Source organism: Ruminococcus sp. RTP21358st1_G6_RTP21358_211008 (assembly GCF_040908885.1).
Classification (GTDB): Bacteria; Bacillota; Clostridia; order Lachnospirales; family Lachnospiraceae; genus Blautia_A; species Blautia_A faecis.
In genome coordinates this window covers 28,098-45,387 of the sequence record NZ_JBDGDM010000036.1, presented here as the reverse complement: position 1 = coordinate 45,387, position 17,290 = coordinate 28,098, and the positions used below count along the sequence as shown (strand labels likewise).

The window sequence follows — 17,290 nt, the reverse complement described above, 5'->3', positions numbered from 1 at the left end:
TTGATTTTGGCATGAAAAATACCTCCAAAGTAACAGATTTTTATATTTAATCTGTCTACTTTAGAGGTATCATATCAGCTTCTATTCCCAACTTCCGAAAAAGCCCGGAAATACGCCGCTTTCTGGCACTTGATTTTATTTTCTTGACATCAAGACTACCGTCTCAACATGCGTTGAGACGTCTGAACTGCTCTCTTTTTTACTCGTTGGTTTGCGAAAATATGTCCAACGTCTCATCAGTTTGTGGAAACATATCAATGGATTACAGCTTCTCCATTGTATGTTTTTGGTACAGTTAACTTCTAGAATAACCTACTTACTTCAACGTATCATTTCAATGATAAATTGTTCTGTTCCCTCTTCCAATTGCCTTACTCCACTTGGAGTAAAACCGTGTCGCAAATAAAAGTGCTGCGCTTTTGTATTCTTCTCAAGAACCCATAGTGAATTACAATTCCTACTTACGGCAAAATCTAATAATTTACCTCCGATTCCCTGATCCACGAAAAACGTATCTACATACAATTCCAAGACTTGCGTTCCCTGAATATGAATGAACCCCTTAACAAAATCATCTTCATATACATAAAATTCCTTAAGTATCTCTGGGTGCTCGATGTATTCTTTTGCCAACGGATAAACTTGTATTTCACCAAATGAAACCATATCATCGTGAAAAATTTCTCTATAGTTCATCCGCTTGGAGAATACTGATATCTCAGCAATTCTCGATGCATCTCTATCTATTGCTCGTCTTATCATGACTAATTCTCCTTTTTGTAATAAACTGAAATTCATCAGCATCTCTGCCTTCCTCTTTTATTCCGCAGGGATTATTTCGCCTCGGTTAGATACGTCCCCCATCGCTGAAACCATCTCTACCAGGCCATTCCATCAACTTCCGATTTAAACAATTCTCCACATATCTAATCCACTGTCTCAAATCGTGACATCTAATCCGGGGTTACAACCTGACACACATTTTGCAGCGGATATGTTTCCATATAAGAAAACCGAGCTTTTTCAAAAGTCTGGCTTCAAATCCAAACCTCCGAAAAAGCTCGGAATCTATGTTTTTTAATTTGTCTACGCCACGCCGGATGCGCTACGGAAGCAAAGCTTCCTACGCTTATCCGCGGCATTCGCCGCATACAGCCCATCGCATAATGGTGCCTTTGTGAGCAAGCTCCCACAGCACCTTATGCTCGGTCTTAACCATTGAAGTCTATGGGAACAAGTCGGTATAAGGCCTTTTCTACCTATACAATGCAAGGCAAGTTTACACTGCTGCCACCTGCCACTGTCTCGACCGTTGAGACAGTGAAGGCCGCTTAACTTCTACACAATCCATCCGTTCAAACCACGGATTTGCCATACACTCGCAGGGAGTTGAGTTGCCTGATTTCACCGTCTCGACCTGATATCTGATCCTTATTTCTTTGCGCTTTCTTCCAACTCCAGCATATACCTATCAAAGTCGGACATGAATAAACTGTCCTGGATCACGCGATATTTTTCAAATTCTGTCTCAGCATGAAGCTTTGCAATTTCTGCGGACACCTTACCCGCATCCTGTAAAATGCCATAATCAAACATTTCAATGAAGCTGTTGAGCCTCTTTTCCCAGTCCTGCATCGTAAGCGGAATATGTCGTAAGGTCATGTTTTCCGCAAAATCCAGGTATGCCGTCACCATACGATTCAGCTGCTTCATTTCATCCTGACTCAGATAATTTTTAGCAACCGTGACATCGCTTTTCTTAATCTTTCCGTCAGGAGCATCTGCCCAGGTGGTTAATCCCATGTGCTCTTTTGTGTGATCCGCTCTTTCCACGATCATCTCCGCCGCCGTATGTCCATGAACGGCATAATGCATTTTATTCTGAACAGTCGCATAGAATCTTCTCGTTGTTGCAGCATTTTTATCATAGTCAATGGCTGTCGCATACAGGTCAGTGATCTTCTGATAGAATTTTCTTTCGCTGGCACGGATCTCTCGGATGCGCTCTAGCTGCTCATCGAAATACTTTTCTGTCAGATACGTTCCGCGCTTCAGCCGCTCATCATCCATGACCCAGCCTTTGATGGTGTAGTCCTTTGCGATCTGGTTTACCCATTTTCGGAACTGTACCGCACGCTCGGAATTGACCTTGAAGCCTACGGCAATGATCATTTGAAGGCTATAGTGCTTGGTATCGCGTGTGACCTGGCGAGAACCTTCGGTTTGAACTATTCGGAAATTCCGAATAGTTGCGGCCTCTTCCAATTCACTATCCGCATATATTTTTTTAATATGTTCATTTATCGTTGGTGAACCAACATCATACAATGTGGCCATCATCTTCTGTGTCAGCCATATATTCTCATCCTCATAGCGCATCTCTATGCTGTCCTGTTGATCACCTACAGAGGCAACATAGGTCAGGTACTCTGCTGCGCTGGAACGGATGGTTATTTCATCTTTTTTCTTTGCCAAATAGAATGCCTCCCTTCTACATATCACTAGATCCAGCCATTCTTTTTAAATTTCTCAATTTGAGCTAATTCTTCCTCAGATGGTTCGCCCGCCTTACCCTCGCTGACCGGAGTGTTTAAATATTCGTTATTCCATCTGTTCATGATTTTGACAACCTCATCAGATACACGAATATCACGTTTCGTGATGGATTCCAGGTTCCAATCCATTACATCAGAGGTTCCCATTGCCTTAGTAATTACAATTTTGGAAGCTATGTACTCTTTTTTCTTCTTGCCAAAATATCCATTACCAGCGACAATGTTCAGCTTCTTTTCGAATGGGAGCTTATTGCCTATATGCTCAATTTTCTCTTTGATGGTTGCGTCTGGCTCATCCGGAAAATAATTCGTCTGCCACTTCTGTGGAAAGATATGCTCTATCTCCCACTTAGCCGGAAGCAAATCATCCTGATGTTCATACGCAAGCGTCTTCAGAAGCATACGCACTACATTACGATTCGGATTCTGGATATATGGCTCCAGCTGTGTCATATCGATAGTCTTAAATTCAAACGTAGGCATATCCGATGCTACAATTGCAGAATTCAGCTTCAGAATATCCGGCTTTACAGCATTGATTGTCGGTATCATCAAGTATTTTGTCATCAGCTCCATGAGCAGCTTATTCAAGAACCGAGCAAATCGTGTTTCAAAATTTTCTTCATTCCTGTAGCAAACATAGTAAATAACAACCGGGTATTTCCAGTACTCGTTCGGATATGAAGTCAGAATATCCAGTGTCTGCCTAATTTTAATATTCTTGGACCAGGCTTCATCTTCAAGTTCCTCTCCTTTGTTTACAACCTTCCACAGATTCAGGATAACAAAAAGAGTATCCAACAATTCAGGCTTATACAAGCGTTCAAACTTATTAGCCGCATAATACTTCCTGACACCAGGAGTAGTCGTCTTCGTATCCTTATCCAGTGCTCGATAATAAAACATATTGTAGTAGAACAGCTGCTGGATGCTTTCATTAGCATCTGTAGACTGCTCATCTAAATCTTTCCAGCGGTCGATAAATGCCTTCTTATCATCCGGCGCAAGCTGGTTGTAAATCTTTGCCTTAAAAATATCTGCGTCCGACAGAGGAAGACCTCTATCATTTAACGTTGAGAAAATAGTCAACGCAGTATCCTGGGTGTCTGCTGTGATAGGAAGCAGAATAGCCTGGTTCAAGAGCGCATAGATAAACTGATATACCATCAATGGATTCTCTGTGGAATGCTTATCAAACAACTCTTGAAAATGGCGATAATTCTTTGAATAGTTATCTTTCGCATCCTCATCCGCTTTTCCGGTTTCCAAGATTGATCGCAGAATTTCATTTCCTTCGTTATTCACAACACGTGAGGTCAAAAGGATATTTTTGAAATCCACCGTTCCAGTAAGTTTATTGGTTCTCCAGATAGTAGGCTCAATCTTTCCAATAAAGTTATTGGCCTCTGCCGTTCTCTCTGATGCAGGCGTAGCAACAAGCTTCGTATAAATTGCACGTAGCAGCAGAAACAAAGACGTAATACGCTGCTGTCCATCAATTATTTCCTGCTCACCATCTTCATTTTCGTAGGAAACCACACTTCCGAGGAAGTAGGAACTCTCTCTTTCTGTACCGCCACTTGTAGCAGTAAAATCCCATAAATCCTCAAAAAGTGTTTCTACCTGTTCATCCGTCCAAGCATATGGTCGCTGGTACTCAGGAATGACAAACGGTTTTGATTTTCCGCTACCCAGGAGCGCTTCCACGCTTTGTTTATTTACTTCTATCGTTGTTGGCATGTTTACGCCCTCCTCTAATTATCAAAGAAAGTATGTAAATCAATTATTTCGTAATCTTTTGAAAGCCGCACGGGATAACTCTTTCCAGCCTCTATAGTCTCATTTGGGAGAACTATTCTATACTCCTGTTCTTGCTCAAAAAATACATCTTTGCAGAATAAAACTCTAAATGCATAATCCGCATAAAAAGTATATCTTATTCCTCCGTCTACTTTTTCTGGAGATGCATCTTGCATCAAATATTTCATATACTCCATGTCCATAGCTATTTCACCATCGGTGGTTTCGTAACCTTTATCTATATGAAAATAATTGACTTTTTCAGCCTTAATCTCAGTACCGATACTTCTTTTAACATCTTCAATAAATTCCTCAGGATTCGGAATTACTGCAACAGCATCAGCATTAGGGAAGTGTTCCCTAATAGTCTGTTTTTTATCATCTGAAAGATTGATGATTGAAGCTCCAGTAATATCGACTTTGCAATCGTCTTCATAAACAGCAAACATACAAAAAACTGGCATTTTCTCTGCTGGTTCTATTCTCACCAAGCCATTTGCTTTTCCACATTTTGCAATTACCTCTTTGGTATCTGGATGCTGCATTATCATTTTTTGAGCAAACATTCTAGTACCAGCTTCAAGAATATCTCCTTGTCCTTTGATTTTCAGTTTATCTTCAATCCCCCAGAAAGTAATTGCATTTGAACAATATATATTTCCACTTACTAGACTTTCCAAATGTTCTCTCTTTCCAAATTTCAACAGGTATTTAATATCTGCCACTCATTCATTCCTCCTTGCCATCTAATCCACTGCCTACAAACACCCCAAATGGTCGAATTGCCGGATTGGTTGTCATCCGTTTTCATTTTCCCAAAATCATCCCCAAATGCCTGACATCTAATCCGAGGTTACAACCTGACACAGATTTCGCGGTAGATATGTTTCCATATAAAACAACCGAGCTTTTTCAGGAGTTAGGCTTCTATTCCCAACTTCCGAAAAAGCCCGGAAATACGCCGCTTTCTGGCACTTGATTTTATTTTCTTGACATCAAGACTACCGTCTCCACGTGCACCGTCTCGCAAAACTGATCCACGCTACAGCTGCGCTGAACCTCATAACCAGCTGCCAGAAATGCTGGTAAATCTCTTGCAAGACTTGTTGGTTTGCAGGAGATATAGACGATGTTTTCTACTCCATATGCCAGGATCTTCGGCAGCGCTTTGGGGTGGATTCCATCGCGAGGGGGATCCAGAATGATCATATCTGGTTTTTCAGTAAGATCGTCCAGGACTTTCAGGACGTCACCTGCGATGAAACGGCAATTGGTGAGACCATTTAAGGCGGCATTTACTTTTGCGGCTTCCACAGCTTCCTCAACAATTTCCACGCCGATAACCTCTTTCGCAACAGAAGCAAGAAGCTGGGCAATAGTTCCAGTACCGCTGTAGAGGTCAAATACTTCTTTATCCTTGGTGTCACCAATGTAATCACGCACAATGGAGTACAATACTTCGGCTGCCAGTGAGTTTGGCTGGAAGAAGGAAAATGTACTAATCTTAAACCGCAGACCCAGCAACGTTTCATAGAAGTAATCCTGTCCATAAAGTAATCTGGTTTCATCGCTCTGCACCACATCAGACAGAGAATCATTGATAATGTGCATAATTCCCACGATTTTTCCCTCCAGCGGAAGAGCCAGAAGCCTTGATACCAGCGGCGCATAGTCGTACTCTGCCTGGTTTGTGGTGATCACATGTACCAGAATTTCACCAGAGGTCACACCACGGCGCAGAAGCAAGTGGCGCAGATAACCAGTATGCTGCATTTTCTTATAATGCACAGCCCCAAGCTCTGTAAAAAAGTCCAGCACACTGGAAAGGATCGCCGTCATATCCGGATGCACCAGCTTGCAGTCAGACGCTGTCAGTACGTCGTAAGTGCTGCCTTTCTTGTGCAAACCAAGAGAAAGAGGACCATCTTTATATTCATCTCCAAAGGAAAATTCCATCTTATTACGGTAACCAAATTCAATAGGACTTCCGTGGATTCCTTCCCAGTGAAGGTCTGTACCAATACCTACTGCCTCCTGGAGAAGTCCTTTCACCTGAGTTTCCTTCATTTTTAACTGTTCTTCGTAGGACATTGTCTGGTACATGCAGCCACCGCATGCTGGAAAAATCTTACATACAGGCTCTCTTACCTCAAGGGTAGAATTCTCCAGAATCTCCAAAAGCCTGCCTTCTGCCCTGCCCGAACGCTTCTTATTGATCATAAAGCGAACTTTCTGACCTGGAATTCCATTTTTTACAATTACTTTTTCTCCATCTATGTTCACATATCCCTTGTTAGGGAAATCAACTTTCTCGATAATTCCTTCGTAAATCTCTCCTTTTTTCATAAATCCTCCATAAAATAATTGTATATAGATCGTAACTATTCCGCAGCTGTCTTTTATATATAATACTGTCGCCAATAGATTACTGTTCACTGGTAACGTTCCGCGAGGTGTTTTTTGTGAACAAAGTTCACAGAAAACCCGAAAATTGCGGCGCGAAATCATGCGAATGCATGATTTCTGTGCAGCGCGAAGCGTATTACTATGAAGATACTGAACAGTTACCTTAAATCAAAAATAAGGTATACGGGGGAGCATAACTGCTATATGCCCGTATACCTTTTCATTTAATATGCACTCACTTATAAAAAATCCCCGAAATTATCCACATCCAAACCAGATTTGTATTCCAAAAATTGTGGACGACCGTGGATATCCGCTAAACGCCTTACTTATTTCTCCTCATCCTCGAAATAATCGTCATAATCATCATCAAAATCTTCCTCGAAGTCTTCAAGATAATCCGGTGCGAAGAAGCGATATACTGCAAATGCAATTCCTGCAACAGCAGCTACAGCGCCAATGATAGCCAGTACCCAGAGGACTGTATTCTTCTGCTTCTCATCTTCTTTTTTCTTAAGTAATGATAATAATTCCTCGAGCTTATCCATTTTAATGTTCATGTGATACCATCCTCTCTTTCAAAGTACTCATTAGGTTTATTTATTATACCACTTTTGCAATTATTTTACCATAGTTAATATATTAATTTTAAATTTTTCCAAACCCAATTTCCAATCAAATTTTCTTCAGCTTGGCAAAGCTTGCGAACATCTTCTTCACACCAACCTTATCAAACTCTACTGTAACCTCATAATCACGGCCGCCTTCCACGATTTCCTTCACAATTCCAACGCCAAATTTAATATGGCGTACCGTATCTCCCACCTCATAATCCAGCGAATTAGCTTTTGTTACTTTAAATTCTCTTGGCTTATAATTTCTGCCCTGGAGAATCTCTTTCATCTTGGAGTATTTCGCCGGTGTTGGGATTAGTTCCTCCACTTTCGGCTTCTTCTCCTGAATAGTGTGTCCCAGATCTACCAGTTCTCTTGGAATCTCTCTCACAAACCTGGAAACCCTGTTATACTGAGTCTCTCCACGGATCATCCTCTGCTGGGCGCAAGTCAAAGTAAGGTCTTTCATTGCACGGGTAATTCCCACGTAACAAAGTCTTCTCTCTTCTTCCATCTCCCCGTCATCGCCATAGCTGATGGTCATATGACTAGGGAAAATGCCGTCTTCCATTCCTACCATAAACACCTTCGGAAACTCCAGACCCTTGGCACTATGTAAAGTCATAAGGAGCACATAATCCTGATCCGGATCTACAGTATCAATATCTGCTACCAGAGCCACCTCTTCCAGAAAGCCTGAAAGCGTAGCCGACTGATTCTGCTCCTCCATAGCCTCCTGATAAGCTACAGTCTTGGAAATCAACTCATCAATATTCTCAATTCTTGCTCTCGATTCTTCTGTATCCTCAGCTTCCAGCTCTGCCACATAACCTGTGGAATCAATTACCTCCTGCAGGATTTCCTCCACAGTCATCACATCTGCCTTGCTTTTCAGCATCTGTATAAAAGTTACAAAGCCATCGATCTTTGACAAGCTTCTTCCAATAGAAGGAACCTCTTCAGCCACGCGCAATGCCTCATACAGACTGATTCCCATATTGTCCGCATAATCCTGAACACGTCCAAGTGTCGTTGCACCGATTCCACGCTTTGGCACATTTATGATTCTCTGCACAGCAAGATCATCTCTGGCATTATTAATCGTTTTCAGATAACAGAGAAGATCCTTGATTTCCTTACGTGCATAGAAATTAACGCCTCCTACCAGTTTATATGGAATATTGGCTGCAATAAATTTCTCCTCGAAAATACGGGACTGGGCATTGGTACGATAAAGAATAGCGCAATCACGGTAGTTCCCAAGACCGTTTCTTTTTAACTTGCCGATTTCCCCTGCCACATACTCTGCTTCCTCATAAGCATTCAAAAACTGGCGAAAATGCACCTTGCTGCCTTCTTCGTTCTCTGTCCACAGGGTTTTTGCCTTACGTTCTGTATTATTCGCGATCACCTGGTTCGCTGCATTCAGGATATTCCTTGTAGAGCGGTAGTTCTGCTCCAGACGGATTACCCTGGCATCTGGAAAAACATGCTCAAATCCAAGAATATTTCCAATATTAGCCCCACGGAATTTATAAATGGACTGGTCATCATCACCTACCACACAAAGATTCTGATACCGCTGGGCCAGAAGACTGATAAACTTAAACTGTGCAGTATTGGTATCCTGATACTCATCCACCATAATGTATTTAAACCGCTCCTGATAGTACTCTAGCACTGCACCGCATTTTTCAAAAAGCTCCACCGTCTTTACGATCAGATCATCAAAGTCCAGTGCATTATTCTTGCGAAGAGCAGCCTGGTATTCACGGTAAACAGAAGCCACTTTCTTCATATTGTAATCTCCGGCAGCTTTCATCTCCATATCATCTGGTGTAAGCAGCTCGTCCTTGGCATGGGAAATCTGGGCAAGAAGGGAACGCTCTTTATAAATCTTGGTGTCAATGTTCATCTTCCTGCACACATCTTTCATAAGAGACTTCTGGTCATCTGTATCATAGATTGTAAAATTCGTGTCATATCCCAGATTATCAATATGTCTCCGAAGGATTCTTACGCAGGCTGAGTGGAAAGTAGACACCCAGATACTCTCAGAACCAAAGCCCACCAGCTTATCCACACGCTCTCTCATCTCCTGAGCAGCCTTATTGGTAAAAGTAATAGCCAGAATATTCCACGGATTTACTCCCTTTTCATCCATCAGATAGGCAATCCTGTGTGTCAGCACTCTTGTCTTGCCGGAACCAGCTCCCGCCAGGATCAGGACTGGTCCCTCTGTCTGTGCTACCGCCTCGCGCTGAGGGGGATTTAATGTATCATATATGCTCATTTATGTTCTCCTTTTTTCGCTAACGCATGTTTGAAAAAAGCTTTCTGCAGGATGTGCGCCACAATTTGTAGGAGCTTCCGCCCTGATGAGGGCGTCACAGCGGACTGCGACAACTGAATTCGGACGAAATATACCGTCAAATGGGGCATGCAGATTGCGGGAATGATTTTTCAAATAGTTAAATCTCATTATACATGAAATCCTTATCTCCCACAACCCCGAACGTGCAGAAAATCCAAACATAGATTCGGGTTTTTACTGTTTACCAGTAACATTCCGTGAGGTGTTTTTTGTAAACAAAGTTCTGGTTTTTTTCTGTTTTTCACAAGATCTGAAAAAAACAGTTTACAAGTAGTTTTAAAAACTATATAATAAGGAGCAGAGGTGATAAAAATGACAGCTGATGATAAATCCATATTAAAGAGCATTCTGGAGCACATTTCCGGAATGGATTATATAAAACCAGAAGATCTTCCAAACATCGACCTGTACATGGATCAGGTCACCACGTTTATGGAGGATCAGCTTGCGTCCACAAAGCGTCACGATGATGACAAGATCCTGACAAAGACCATGATCAATAACTACGCCAAGAATAACCTGCTCCCTTCCCCTGAGAAGAAGCGCTATTCCAAAGATCATCTGCTCATGCTGATCTTCATTTATTATTTTAAGAATATTCTGTCCATCACAGACATCCAGAAGCTTCTCGGTCCCATCACAGCGAAATACTTTAAAGGTGAGCCAGGCAAGGACATGACCTATGTATATAATGAAGTTTTTGGAATGGAGAACCGCAAGATTGACCAGTTGATCAAGAATCTTCTGAAGGATTACCGTTTCTCCAGCGCCACTTTCCAGGATGCAGATGAGGAAGATCAGGAATTTCTGAAGCGATTCAGTTTTATCTGTCTCATGAGCTTTGATGTCTACATTAAGAAGATGATCATTGAGAAAATGATCGATGACATTTCCCCATCTGAGCCCAGGGACAAACATAAGAAGAATAAAGACAAATAACAGTACAAAACCCGCGAAATTATCTCATAGCACAATTTCGCGGGTTTTCTTTCGTATATTTTATTCTATTTCGGATTCAGATCCTCTGACGCTTATTCGTCCTTCTGATCCAGAGAACGGTTCTGCTCTTTTTTCTCTTCCATTCTCTTAAATACCATATCATAACCGTCATTGCCATAATTCAGAGAACGGTTTACACGGCTGATCGTGGCTGTGGAAGCACCGGTCTTCTCAGAAATGTCAAGGTAAGTTCTCTTATCCATCAACATCTTGGCCACTTCAAATCTCTGAGATAAAGAAAGAAGTTCGTTAATGGTACACACATCCTCAAAGAAAGTGTAGCACTCTTCCTTATCCTTCAGACAAAGTATGGCCTCAAAAAGATGGTCAACTGCCTCAGTTCTGATATTTTTACTCATTTCGCTACTCCTTTTTCTATATTTAATGTTTATTATTCTCTTTTCAATGATTACTATTTTAACACTCTGACGTGTGATAAGCAAGGACTTTCTATAAATATTTTTGTGAAGATTATATAGTTTTTATGTTCTTTTTTATTTTCAAATTGCTTTTTTTTCACAGATTCGTTATACTATGTGATAAGCTCATTAATGCTATATACAAAATAGAAAAGAGGAATTTTTGAATGGATCGTTTTTTCAACATGGATAACAAATTTTTCACCTTCATGAGCAGGGTGGCAGATCTTATCATTCTGAATCTGCTTTGCATTGTCTGCTGCATTCCGGTGGTGACCATTGGACCTTCCATTGCCGCCATGTTCTACGTCACTTTGAAAATGGTTCGTAATGAAGAGTCTTATATCGTCCGCGGATTTTTTAAATCCTTTAAACAGAATCTGAAACAGGGTATTGTGATCAATCTGATCATGCTTGCGGCTGCCCTTTTGCTGTACTTTGACATTAGCATCTGCCGCAGCACACCTGGCACCATCGGTAAGGTTCTTATGGTATTATTTATGATGATCCTGGTCGTTTACCTGATGATCTTCCTGTACATCTACCCGGTTCTTGCGAAATTTTACAATACCATCAAGAATACTTTTACCAACGCATTTTTGATGTCCATCCGCCATCTTCCATATACAGCACTTATGATCCTTGTCACTGCTGCCCCGGTTCTTGTATTTTTTATTCCAAGTGCCCAGGTACAGTCCATGGTCATCCTGCTGCTGGTGCTCATTGGATTTTCCGGAATTGCATACATCAATTCCCATTTCTTTGTGAAAATTTTTGACAAATATATTCCGGAAGAAACCTCTGAGCCGAATCCTGACAGTGTAGTAGACCACAGTCTTGATTCCGACAATAAGAATTTATGATCACCAGCTGGAATGGAAAGCCCTATCACTCCCTTGACTATATGCTAAAGGAGCGCTTCGGGGAAAAGGTTTATAAAGTCACCTTAAACGGCGGCATGAGCTGTCCCAACCGCGATGGTACAATAGGACACGGCGGCTGCATCTTCTGCAGCGAAGGTGGCAGCGGTGATTTTGCCGCCAGTGCAGCCCTCTCTATCCATGAACAGATAGACAGCCAAATTGCCATGCTTTCCGCCAAAAGACCTATTCACGAATACATCGCCTATTTTCAGGCTTACACCAATACTTATGCTCCTGTGCCTTATCTGGAAAAAATTTTTCAGGAAGCTATTTCCCATCCGGGGATTGTGGCACTTTCTATTGGTACAAGGCCGGATTGCCTGGAGGACGATGTAGTAGAACTTCTTTCCCGGCTAAACATGGTTAAACCAGTCTGGGTAGAACTGGGACTTCAAACCATTCATGAATCTACCGCAGCTTATATCAGGCGAGGTTACCCTCTATCCTGCTTTGAAGACTCCCTTAAGAGACTCCGCACAGCTGGTCTGGAAGTAGTAGTTCATACCATTCTCGGGCTTCCCGGCGAATCCAGGGAAGATATGCTGGCTACTATGGATTATTTAAATGCCCGGGATATTCAGGGAATCAAGCTTCAGCTGCTCCACGTTCTGAAAGGCACTGACCTTGCATATGATTATCTTGCCGGGAAATTTAAAGTGCTGGAACGCACCGAATATATTGACCTTGTAGCAGACTGCCTGGAACATCTGGATCCATCCATTGTGATCCACCGGGTTACCGGCGATGGGCCGAAAGATCTGCTGATCGCCCCTCTATGGGCCAGCAGAAAAAGAGAAGTGCTGAATCTGCTCCACCACCGTTTGAAAGAGCGTCAGAGTTTTCAGGGCAAAGCATTAGAGCGTGTTTGAAAAAGGCTTTCTGCAAGATGTGCGTCACAATTTGTGGGAGATTTTGTCCGATTGAGGGAGGCGTAGCGGGCTACGCCGACTGAAAGAGGGCAAAATCTCCCGCAAAGTGGGGCGTGCAGATTGCGGGAATGATTTTTCAAACACGCTCCAGAGTCTGTTTGAAATATTATTCCCGCAATCTCCCGCAAAGTGTAATACACATCTTGCAGAAAGCTTTTTCAAACACACTCGAATTTAGAACTTATGCAATATTTCACCAGAAGGGAGGCTGGAAAATGGCTACACCATTTACTGTTTACAAACTGATCATCCTATATATGCTTCGGAATTCTTCGTCCCCCATCACTAATTCAGAAATTTCAGAATTTATTCTGGACCACGAGTACACAAATTATTTCCATTTGCAACAGGCCCTTTCCGAGCTTGAGGAAACAGAGCTGATTGAGAAGCGTACCATTTCCAATACTTCCTACTATTATCTTACTGAAGATGGAAAAAACACGCTCACCTATTTCGAGAATGATATTTCCCAGGACATCCGTACTGAAGTGCTCCAGTACCTTGCAGCCAGAGGTGCCTCTACAAAGAATCAGGTGAAAGCTCAAGCCGATTATTACATTAATAATCAGGGAGAATATGTGGTTCACCTTCAGCTTTTGCAGAAGGGTGCTTCTGTGATCGATCTTTCTCTTGCAGCGCCATCTCTTTCCGCTGCAAAGGCCATGTGCAGGCAGTGGCCCAAGAAATATGAAGAAATTTATGCAAAAATAATGGAGGGGCTTTTATAAAGCTCCTCCACTTTTTATTTCAGATATTGTAATTGTTCAGTACCTTCACAGCTGCACGCTTCGCAAAACAGCACTTGCTGATAATTACTCAATATTTATTCCAAACCGTGTTCGAAAAATCATTCCTTCAATCTGCATGGTCTTTTATAAATTTCATGTGTTCCTTTAGTTTCTTCTCATATCCCATATCTGACAGCTCATAGAATTTCTCTCCACGAATCTCATCTGGCAGATACTGCTGCTTTACATAATGATTTGGATAATCGTGGGCATACTTGTAGCCCATTCCATGTCCAAGCTTCTCATGCCCTCCATAATGGGCATCCTGAAGATGAACCGGCACAGTCGTCCTAGTACGCTTCACACTGTCCATTGCTGCAAAAATAGCATTCACCGCAGCATTGCTCTTAGGTGCACACGCCATATATGCGGCAGCCTGGGAAAGAATGATCTGGGATTCCGGCATTCCCACCCGCTCAACTGCCTGGGCTGCTGCTGTTGCCACTACCAGGGCCTGGGGATCTGCATTTCCAATATCTTCAGAAGCAAGGATCATCATACGTCTTGCAATGAATTTCACATCTTCACCTGCATACAGCATCTTCGCCAGATAATAAACTGCAGCATCCGGATCGGAGCCGCGCATACTCTTGATAAATGCAGAAATAATATCATAATGGTTATCTCCATCTTTATCATAGCGCACCACGCGCTTCTGGATACACTCAGAAGCCACATCCAGAGTAATATGAATCTTACCGTCTGAAGCTCTTGGCGTAGTAAGAATGCCAAGCTCTATGGCATTCAGAGCGCTTCTGGCATCTCCCCCTGCCATATCTGCCAGAAACTCCAGGGCATCTTCATCCAGAACCGCATTATAGCTTCCCATGCCCTTTTCCTTATCGTTCACTGCCCGTAGGAGCAGTTCTTTAATCTCCGGAATCTCCAGCGCCTTCAACTCAAATACAATAGAACGTGAAAGGAGCGCACCGTTTACCTCAAAATAGGGATTCTCTGTGGTGGCCCCAATAAGGATAATGGTTCCGTCCTCCACAAAAGGCAAAAGATAATCCTGCTGTCCTTTATTAAAGCGATGAATCTCATCAATAAACAAAATCGTCTTTCGCCCATACATTCCAAGGGCATTCTGAGCCTGTTTTACCACTTCTTCCATATCTTTCTTGCCTGCTACGGTGGCATTGATCTGGGTAAAGTCTGCGCTAGTAGTATTGGCGATGACTTTAGCCAAGGTGGTCTTTCCGGTTCCTGGAGGACCGTAAAAAATAACGGAAGTCAGCTTATCTGCCTTGATGGCTCTGTAAAGTAATTTATCTTTTCCCACAATGTGCTGCTGTCCCACTACTTCCTCCAGTTTCGTAGGGCGAAGACGTGAGGCAAGTGGGGATTCATTCTCCATTGTCCTGGATTTCGCATATTCAAATAAATCCATGTATTTCTCTCCAATTCAAAAGTAATTTTCCGTACATTTGTTCTAATTATAATCTATATTTCTCATTTAGGCAAGTTTATAAAGCTATTTTTTAACTGTTCGCGGAGCATTACATTACTGTTCACTGGTAACGTTCCGCGAGGCGTTTTTTGTGAACAAAGTTCACAGAAAATCCGAGAATTGCGGCGCGAAATCATGCGAATGCATGATTTCTGTGCATCGCGAAGCGCGTTACTGTGAACGGAGTGAACAGTAACACATTACCAATGAACATCTTTAACGATCTTTTACGGCAATATCAGCTCCTCTACAGTCACGAATTCATATTCTTCTGCCATCAGAAGATCCACAATCTGAAGCGCTGCATCTACTGAGCTTTGGTAAGCATCATGCATCAAGATCACTGCCCCGTCTGACACTTCCGACCGCACAATTTTCATAATCGAATCTACATTTTTACTCTTCCAGTCCAAAGTATCCACATCCCAGAGTACAGGAAACATCTCCACATAAAAATCCAGATTTTTTCGCCACTCCCCATAGGGCGGTCTTAACCATGCCGGGTACACACCTGTGATTTCAAAGATTTTCTGGTTGGTCGTCTCAATTTCTTCTTTTGCTGCCTCCTTTGAAATCTTATCCAGCTGTACATGATTGTATGTATGATTCCCGATCAGATGACCTTCCTCCTGTATTTGCTTCACCAAGGCCTCTTTTCCCTTAATATTCTTCCCCATGAGAAAAAAAGTAGCATGAACCCCTCTCTCCTTCAGCCCTTTCAGAAGCAGCGGCGTATATTTACTGTTAGGACCGTCATCAAAAGTCAGAGCTGCTTTTTTCTTTTCCGTCACATTCTTTTCCAAAGTATCTTCCAGCTTCTTTTCTGACCTTCTATTCCTAGCCCCTATCACTTTGTCACTGACAGTTTTTTCCTCTCTTTTTCCGTTCCCCTTCTGCGCACCTTCCTGTTCCCGCCCGGCACAGGTATATTCCTGCACTTCTTTTGCATTCTCCCGGATTCTCACAGTTTCCAGCCTTGCCAGCAGCACCGCCAACGCTATAACTTCTACCCACATCACCAGATGTCTTTTTTCCTTCATATCCCGCCGCCTGACATCTGTCTTTCCTGATAATATATGTTTATGAAATGTAAAAAAGAATCCTGCTTGCAGGATTCTCCGCCTGCGGCTGGTCACCTCGAGCGACAACTACCTTTCCGCCGCAGTGCGATCCTGCCCGGTAGGGCTTTTAATGTAACAGGAAATCCAAACGGAATTTCCTGTTACATTAAAAAGCACTGGCAATCTCTTTCAAAATCACCAGTGCTCTTCCTTTTGTTTTCACATCATATGCCGCTATGTGACACAGCCTGTTATTATTTCAGCAGCTTCAGCTGATTTTCAATTTCTTCGATACATTTCTCATATCCAAGCTTGCTGCTATCCAGACACAGGTCATACTGAGTGGCATCCTTCCATTCCTCACCTGTAAATCTGCGGTAATACTCATCCTTACGTTTGTCATCCTTCTGAAGGAATTTTTCGATCTCTTTCTGGCTCATGCTCAGCTTCTCAGCAGCCTTTTCCATTCGGAAATCCCAATCAGCGTGGATAAATACACGAAGCACATTTGGATAATCCTTCAAAATATAGTTGGAGCATCTTCCGATGATCACGCAGGATTCCTTCCCAGCCAGTTCACGGATGATCTTTGCCTGATAATTAAACAGGTTCTCATCAGAGGTGAAATCCTTACTCTGAGGCGAGATCAGCTCACCGCTGTAAATTCCATTCTTCCCGAAAAGCGGTTTTTTTGCGCTGGAATACTCATCTACTCTTCCAAAAAGAGTTTCATGAATTCCACTGTCCTCAGATGCCATGCGGATAATATCCTTGTCGTAATATCCAATCCCTAATTTCTTCGCAAGCATTTCACCAACGGTACGTCCACCGCTTCCGTACTGTCTTGCAATTGTAATTACGAAATTGTCCATTTCTCTCCTCCTTATTACACTGGCCAGCTTCCTAAAGCGTTGTTTTTTCCATTCTTTCCGACAACAACAAAAATCACCTGACCAGATTATTTTCCCAAAG

General features: G+C 42.4%; 16 protein-coding genes and 2 pseudogenes. 5 read left to right on the top strand and 13 right to left on the bottom strand.

Features of this window, described 5'->3' with window-relative positions:
• Positions 1-321: 321 nt before the first annotated feature.
• The 8 genes from AB5Z12_RS14250 to AB5Z12_RS14215 all read right to left on the bottom strand — a co-directional run bounded on the left by AB5Z12_RS14250 (position 322) and on the right by AB5Z12_RS14215 (position 9,857).
• Positions 322-762, bottom strand: a complete 441-nt coding sequence (locus tag AB5Z12_RS14250) for a GNAT family N-acetyltransferase (protein WP_148461151.1) — start codon at positions 760-762, stop codon at positions 322-324.
• Positions 763-1,431: 669 nt separating this feature from the next.
• Positions 1,432-2,475: a virulence RhuM family protein gene (locus AB5Z12_RS14245; protein ID WP_148461150.1), complete on the bottom strand. Its 1,044-nt coding sequence runs from the start codon at positions 2,473-2,475 to the stop codon at positions 1,432-1,434.
• A gap of 26 nt (positions 2,476-2,501) precedes the next feature.
• Positions 2,502-4,295, bottom strand: coding sequence for a DUF262 domain-containing protein (locus AB5Z12_RS14240; RefSeq protein WP_368356768.1), 1,794 nt, complete (start codon positions 4,293-4,295; stop codon positions 2,502-2,504).
• A gap of 14 nt (positions 4,296-4,309) precedes the next feature.
• A complete protein-coding gene (locus AB5Z12_RS14235) occupies positions 4,310-5,080 on the bottom strand; it encodes a hypothetical protein (RefSeq protein ID WP_148461148.1) in 771 nt (256 codons plus the stop codon).
• A gap of 256 nt (positions 5,081-5,336) precedes the next feature.
• Positions 5,337-6,701 carry a 23S rRNA (uracil(1939)-C(5))-methyltransferase RlmD gene (gene rlmD / locus AB5Z12_RS14230; protein WP_368356767.1) on the bottom strand — a complete coding sequence of 455 codons (1,365 nt, stop codon included), beginning with the start codon at positions 6,699-6,701 and terminating at the stop codon, positions 5,337-5,339.
• 389 nt (positions 6,702-7,090) lie between these two features.
• A complete protein-coding gene (locus tag AB5Z12_RS14225; RefSeq protein WP_173716615.1) occupies positions 7,091-7,321 on the bottom strand; it encodes a hypothetical protein in 231 nt (76 codons plus the stop codon).
• Positions 7,322-7,436: 115 nt separating this feature from the next.
• A complete protein-coding gene (gene pcrA, locus AB5Z12_RS14220; RefSeq protein WP_118578217.1) occupies positions 7,437-9,668 on the bottom strand; it encodes a DNA helicase PcrA in 2,232 nt (743 codons plus the stop codon).
• Entirely contained in the window at positions 9,669-9,857 is a 189-nt protein-coding gene (locus tag AB5Z12_RS14215; RefSeq protein WP_118578216.1) for a DUF6783 domain-containing protein, read from the bottom strand.
• Between the two features lie 204 nt (positions 9,858-10,061).
• Between AB5Z12_RS14215 and AB5Z12_RS14210 the strand changes: the two genes are divergently transcribed.
• Positions 10,062-10,688, top strand: a complete 627-nt coding sequence (locus tag AB5Z12_RS14210; RefSeq protein ID WP_118578215.1) for a DUF1836 domain-containing protein — start codon at positions 10,062-10,064, stop codon at positions 10,686-10,688.
• Positions 10,689-10,780: 92 nt separating this feature from the next.
• Here AB5Z12_RS14210 and AB5Z12_RS14205 read toward each other — a convergent pair whose 3' ends face one another.
• Positions 10,781-11,107, bottom strand: coding sequence for a YerC/YecD family TrpR-related protein (locus tag AB5Z12_RS14205; RefSeq protein WP_118578214.1), 327 nt, complete (start codon positions 11,105-11,107; stop codon positions 10,781-10,783).
• Positions 11,108-11,334: 227 nt separating this feature from the next.
• Between AB5Z12_RS14205 and AB5Z12_RS14200 the strand changes: the two genes are divergently transcribed.
• Together AB5Z12_RS14200 and AB5Z12_RS14195 are read left to right on the top strand one after the other, a co-directional pair.
• Positions 11,335-12,030, top strand: a complete 696-nt coding sequence (locus AB5Z12_RS14200) for a YesL family protein (protein ID WP_118578213.1) — start codon at positions 11,335-11,337, stop codon at positions 12,028-12,030.
• Positions 12,027-12,959, top strand: coding sequence for a TIGR01212 family radical SAM protein (locus AB5Z12_RS14195; RefSeq protein WP_179988325.1), 933 nt, complete (start codon positions 12,027-12,029; stop codon positions 12,957-12,959). The genes AB5Z12_RS14200 and AB5Z12_RS14195 overlap by 4 nt, the downstream gene beginning before the upstream one ends.
• Here AB5Z12_RS14195 and AB5Z12_RS14190 read toward each other — a convergent pair.
• Positions 12,932-13,039: pseudogene (locus AB5Z12_RS14190) on the bottom strand (DUF6783 domain-containing protein); the annotation flags it as partial. The gene AB5Z12_RS14195 and the pseudogene AB5Z12_RS14190 overlap by 28 nt on opposite strands.
• On the opposite strand from AB5Z12_RS14190, the pseudogene AB5Z12_RS14185 reads away from it, so the two are divergent.
• Together AB5Z12_RS14185 and AB5Z12_RS14180 are read left to right on the top strand one after the other, a co-directional pair.
• Positions 13,016-13,066 (top strand): annotated as a pseudogene (locus AB5Z12_RS14185) (hypothetical protein); the annotation flags it as partial. The pseudogenes AB5Z12_RS14190 and AB5Z12_RS14185 overlap by 24 nt on opposite strands.
• A 168-nt stretch (positions 13,067-13,234) precedes the next feature.
• Complete coding sequence (locus AB5Z12_RS14180; protein WP_148461144.1) at positions 13,235-13,747, top strand: DUF4364 family protein; 513 nt, start codon at positions 13,235-13,237, stop codon at positions 13,745-13,747.
• Between the two features lie 127 nt (positions 13,748-13,874).
• Here AB5Z12_RS14180 and AB5Z12_RS14175 read toward each other — a convergent pair whose 3' ends face one another.
• The 3 genes from AB5Z12_RS14175 to AB5Z12_RS14165 form a co-directional block, all read right to left on the bottom strand.
• The gene (locus AB5Z12_RS14175) at positions 13,875-15,197 is read right to left on the bottom strand and encodes a replication-associated recombination protein A (RefSeq protein ID WP_173734854.1); all 1,323 of its coding nucleotides are present in this window, start codon (positions 15,195-15,197) and stop codon (positions 13,875-13,877) included.
• 287 nt (positions 15,198-15,484) lie between these two features.
• A complete protein-coding gene (locus AB5Z12_RS14170) occupies positions 15,485-16,297 on the bottom strand; it encodes a polysaccharide deacetylase family protein (RefSeq protein ID WP_368356766.1) in 813 nt (270 codons plus the stop codon).
• A gap of 275 nt (positions 16,298-16,572) precedes the next feature.
• The gene (locus AB5Z12_RS14165; RefSeq protein ID WP_118578211.1) at positions 16,573-17,190 is read right to left on the bottom strand and encodes an AAA family ATPase; all 618 of its coding nucleotides are present in this window, start codon (positions 17,188-17,190) and stop codon (positions 16,573-16,575) included.
• Between the last annotated feature and the right edge of the window lie 100 nt (positions 17,191-17,290).

What these genes read in the sequence shown, in the direction of transcription:
- AB5Z12_RS14250 (WP_148461151.1), bottom strand. Translation starts at nt 762, where the DNA reads ATGATAAGACGAGCAATAGATAGAGATGCATCGAGAATTGCTGAGATA.
- AB5Z12_RS14240 (WP_368356768.1), bottom strand. Translation starts at nt 4,295, where the DNA reads ATGCCAACAACGATAGAAGTAAATAAACAAAGCGTGGAAGCGCTCCTG.
- rlmD (WP_368356767.1), bottom strand. Translation starts at nt 6,701, where the DNA reads ATGAAAAAAGGAGAGATTTACGAAGGAATTATCGAGAAAGTTGATTTC.
- AB5Z12_RS14225 (WP_173716615.1), bottom strand. Translation starts at nt 7,321, where the DNA reads ATGAACATTAAAATGGATAAGCTCGAGGAATTATTATCATTACTTAAG.
- pcrA (WP_118578217.1), bottom strand. Translation starts at nt 9,668, where the DNA reads ATGAGCATATATGATACATTAAATCCCCCTCAGCGCGAGGCGGTAGCA.
- AB5Z12_RS14215 (WP_118578216.1), bottom strand. Translation starts at nt 9,857, where the DNA reads ATGAGATTTAACTATTTGAAAAATCATTCCCGCAATCTGCATGCCCCA.
- AB5Z12_RS14210 (WP_118578215.1), top strand. Translation starts at nt 10,062, where the DNA reads ATGACAGCTGATGATAAATCCATATTAAAGAGCATTCTGGAGCACATT.
- AB5Z12_RS14205 (WP_118578214.1), bottom strand. Translation starts at nt 11,107, where the DNA reads ATGAGTAAAAATATCAGAACTGAGGCAGTTGACCATCTTTTTGAGGCC.
- AB5Z12_RS14200 (WP_118578213.1), top strand. Translation starts at nt 11,335, where the DNA reads ATGGATCGTTTTTTCAACATGGATAACAAATTTTTCACCTTCATGAGC.
- AB5Z12_RS14195 (WP_179988325.1), top strand. Translation starts at nt 12,027, where the DNA reads ATGATCACCAGCTGGAATGGAAAGCCCTATCACTCCCTTGACTATATG.
- AB5Z12_RS14180 (WP_148461144.1), top strand. Translation starts at nt 13,235, where the DNA reads ATGGCTACACCATTTACTGTTTACAAACTGATCATCCTATATATGCTT.
- AB5Z12_RS14175 (WP_173734854.1), bottom strand. Translation starts at nt 15,197, where the DNA reads ATGGATTTATTTGAATATGCGAAATCCAGGACAATGGAGAATGAATCC.
- AB5Z12_RS14170 (WP_368356766.1), bottom strand. Translation starts at nt 16,297, where the DNA reads ATGAAGGAAAAAAGACATCTGGTGATGTGGGTAGAAGTTATAGCGTTG.
- AB5Z12_RS14165 (WP_118578211.1), bottom strand. Translation starts at nt 17,190, where the DNA reads ATGGACAATTTCGTAATTACAATTGCAAGACAGTACGGAAGCGGTGGA.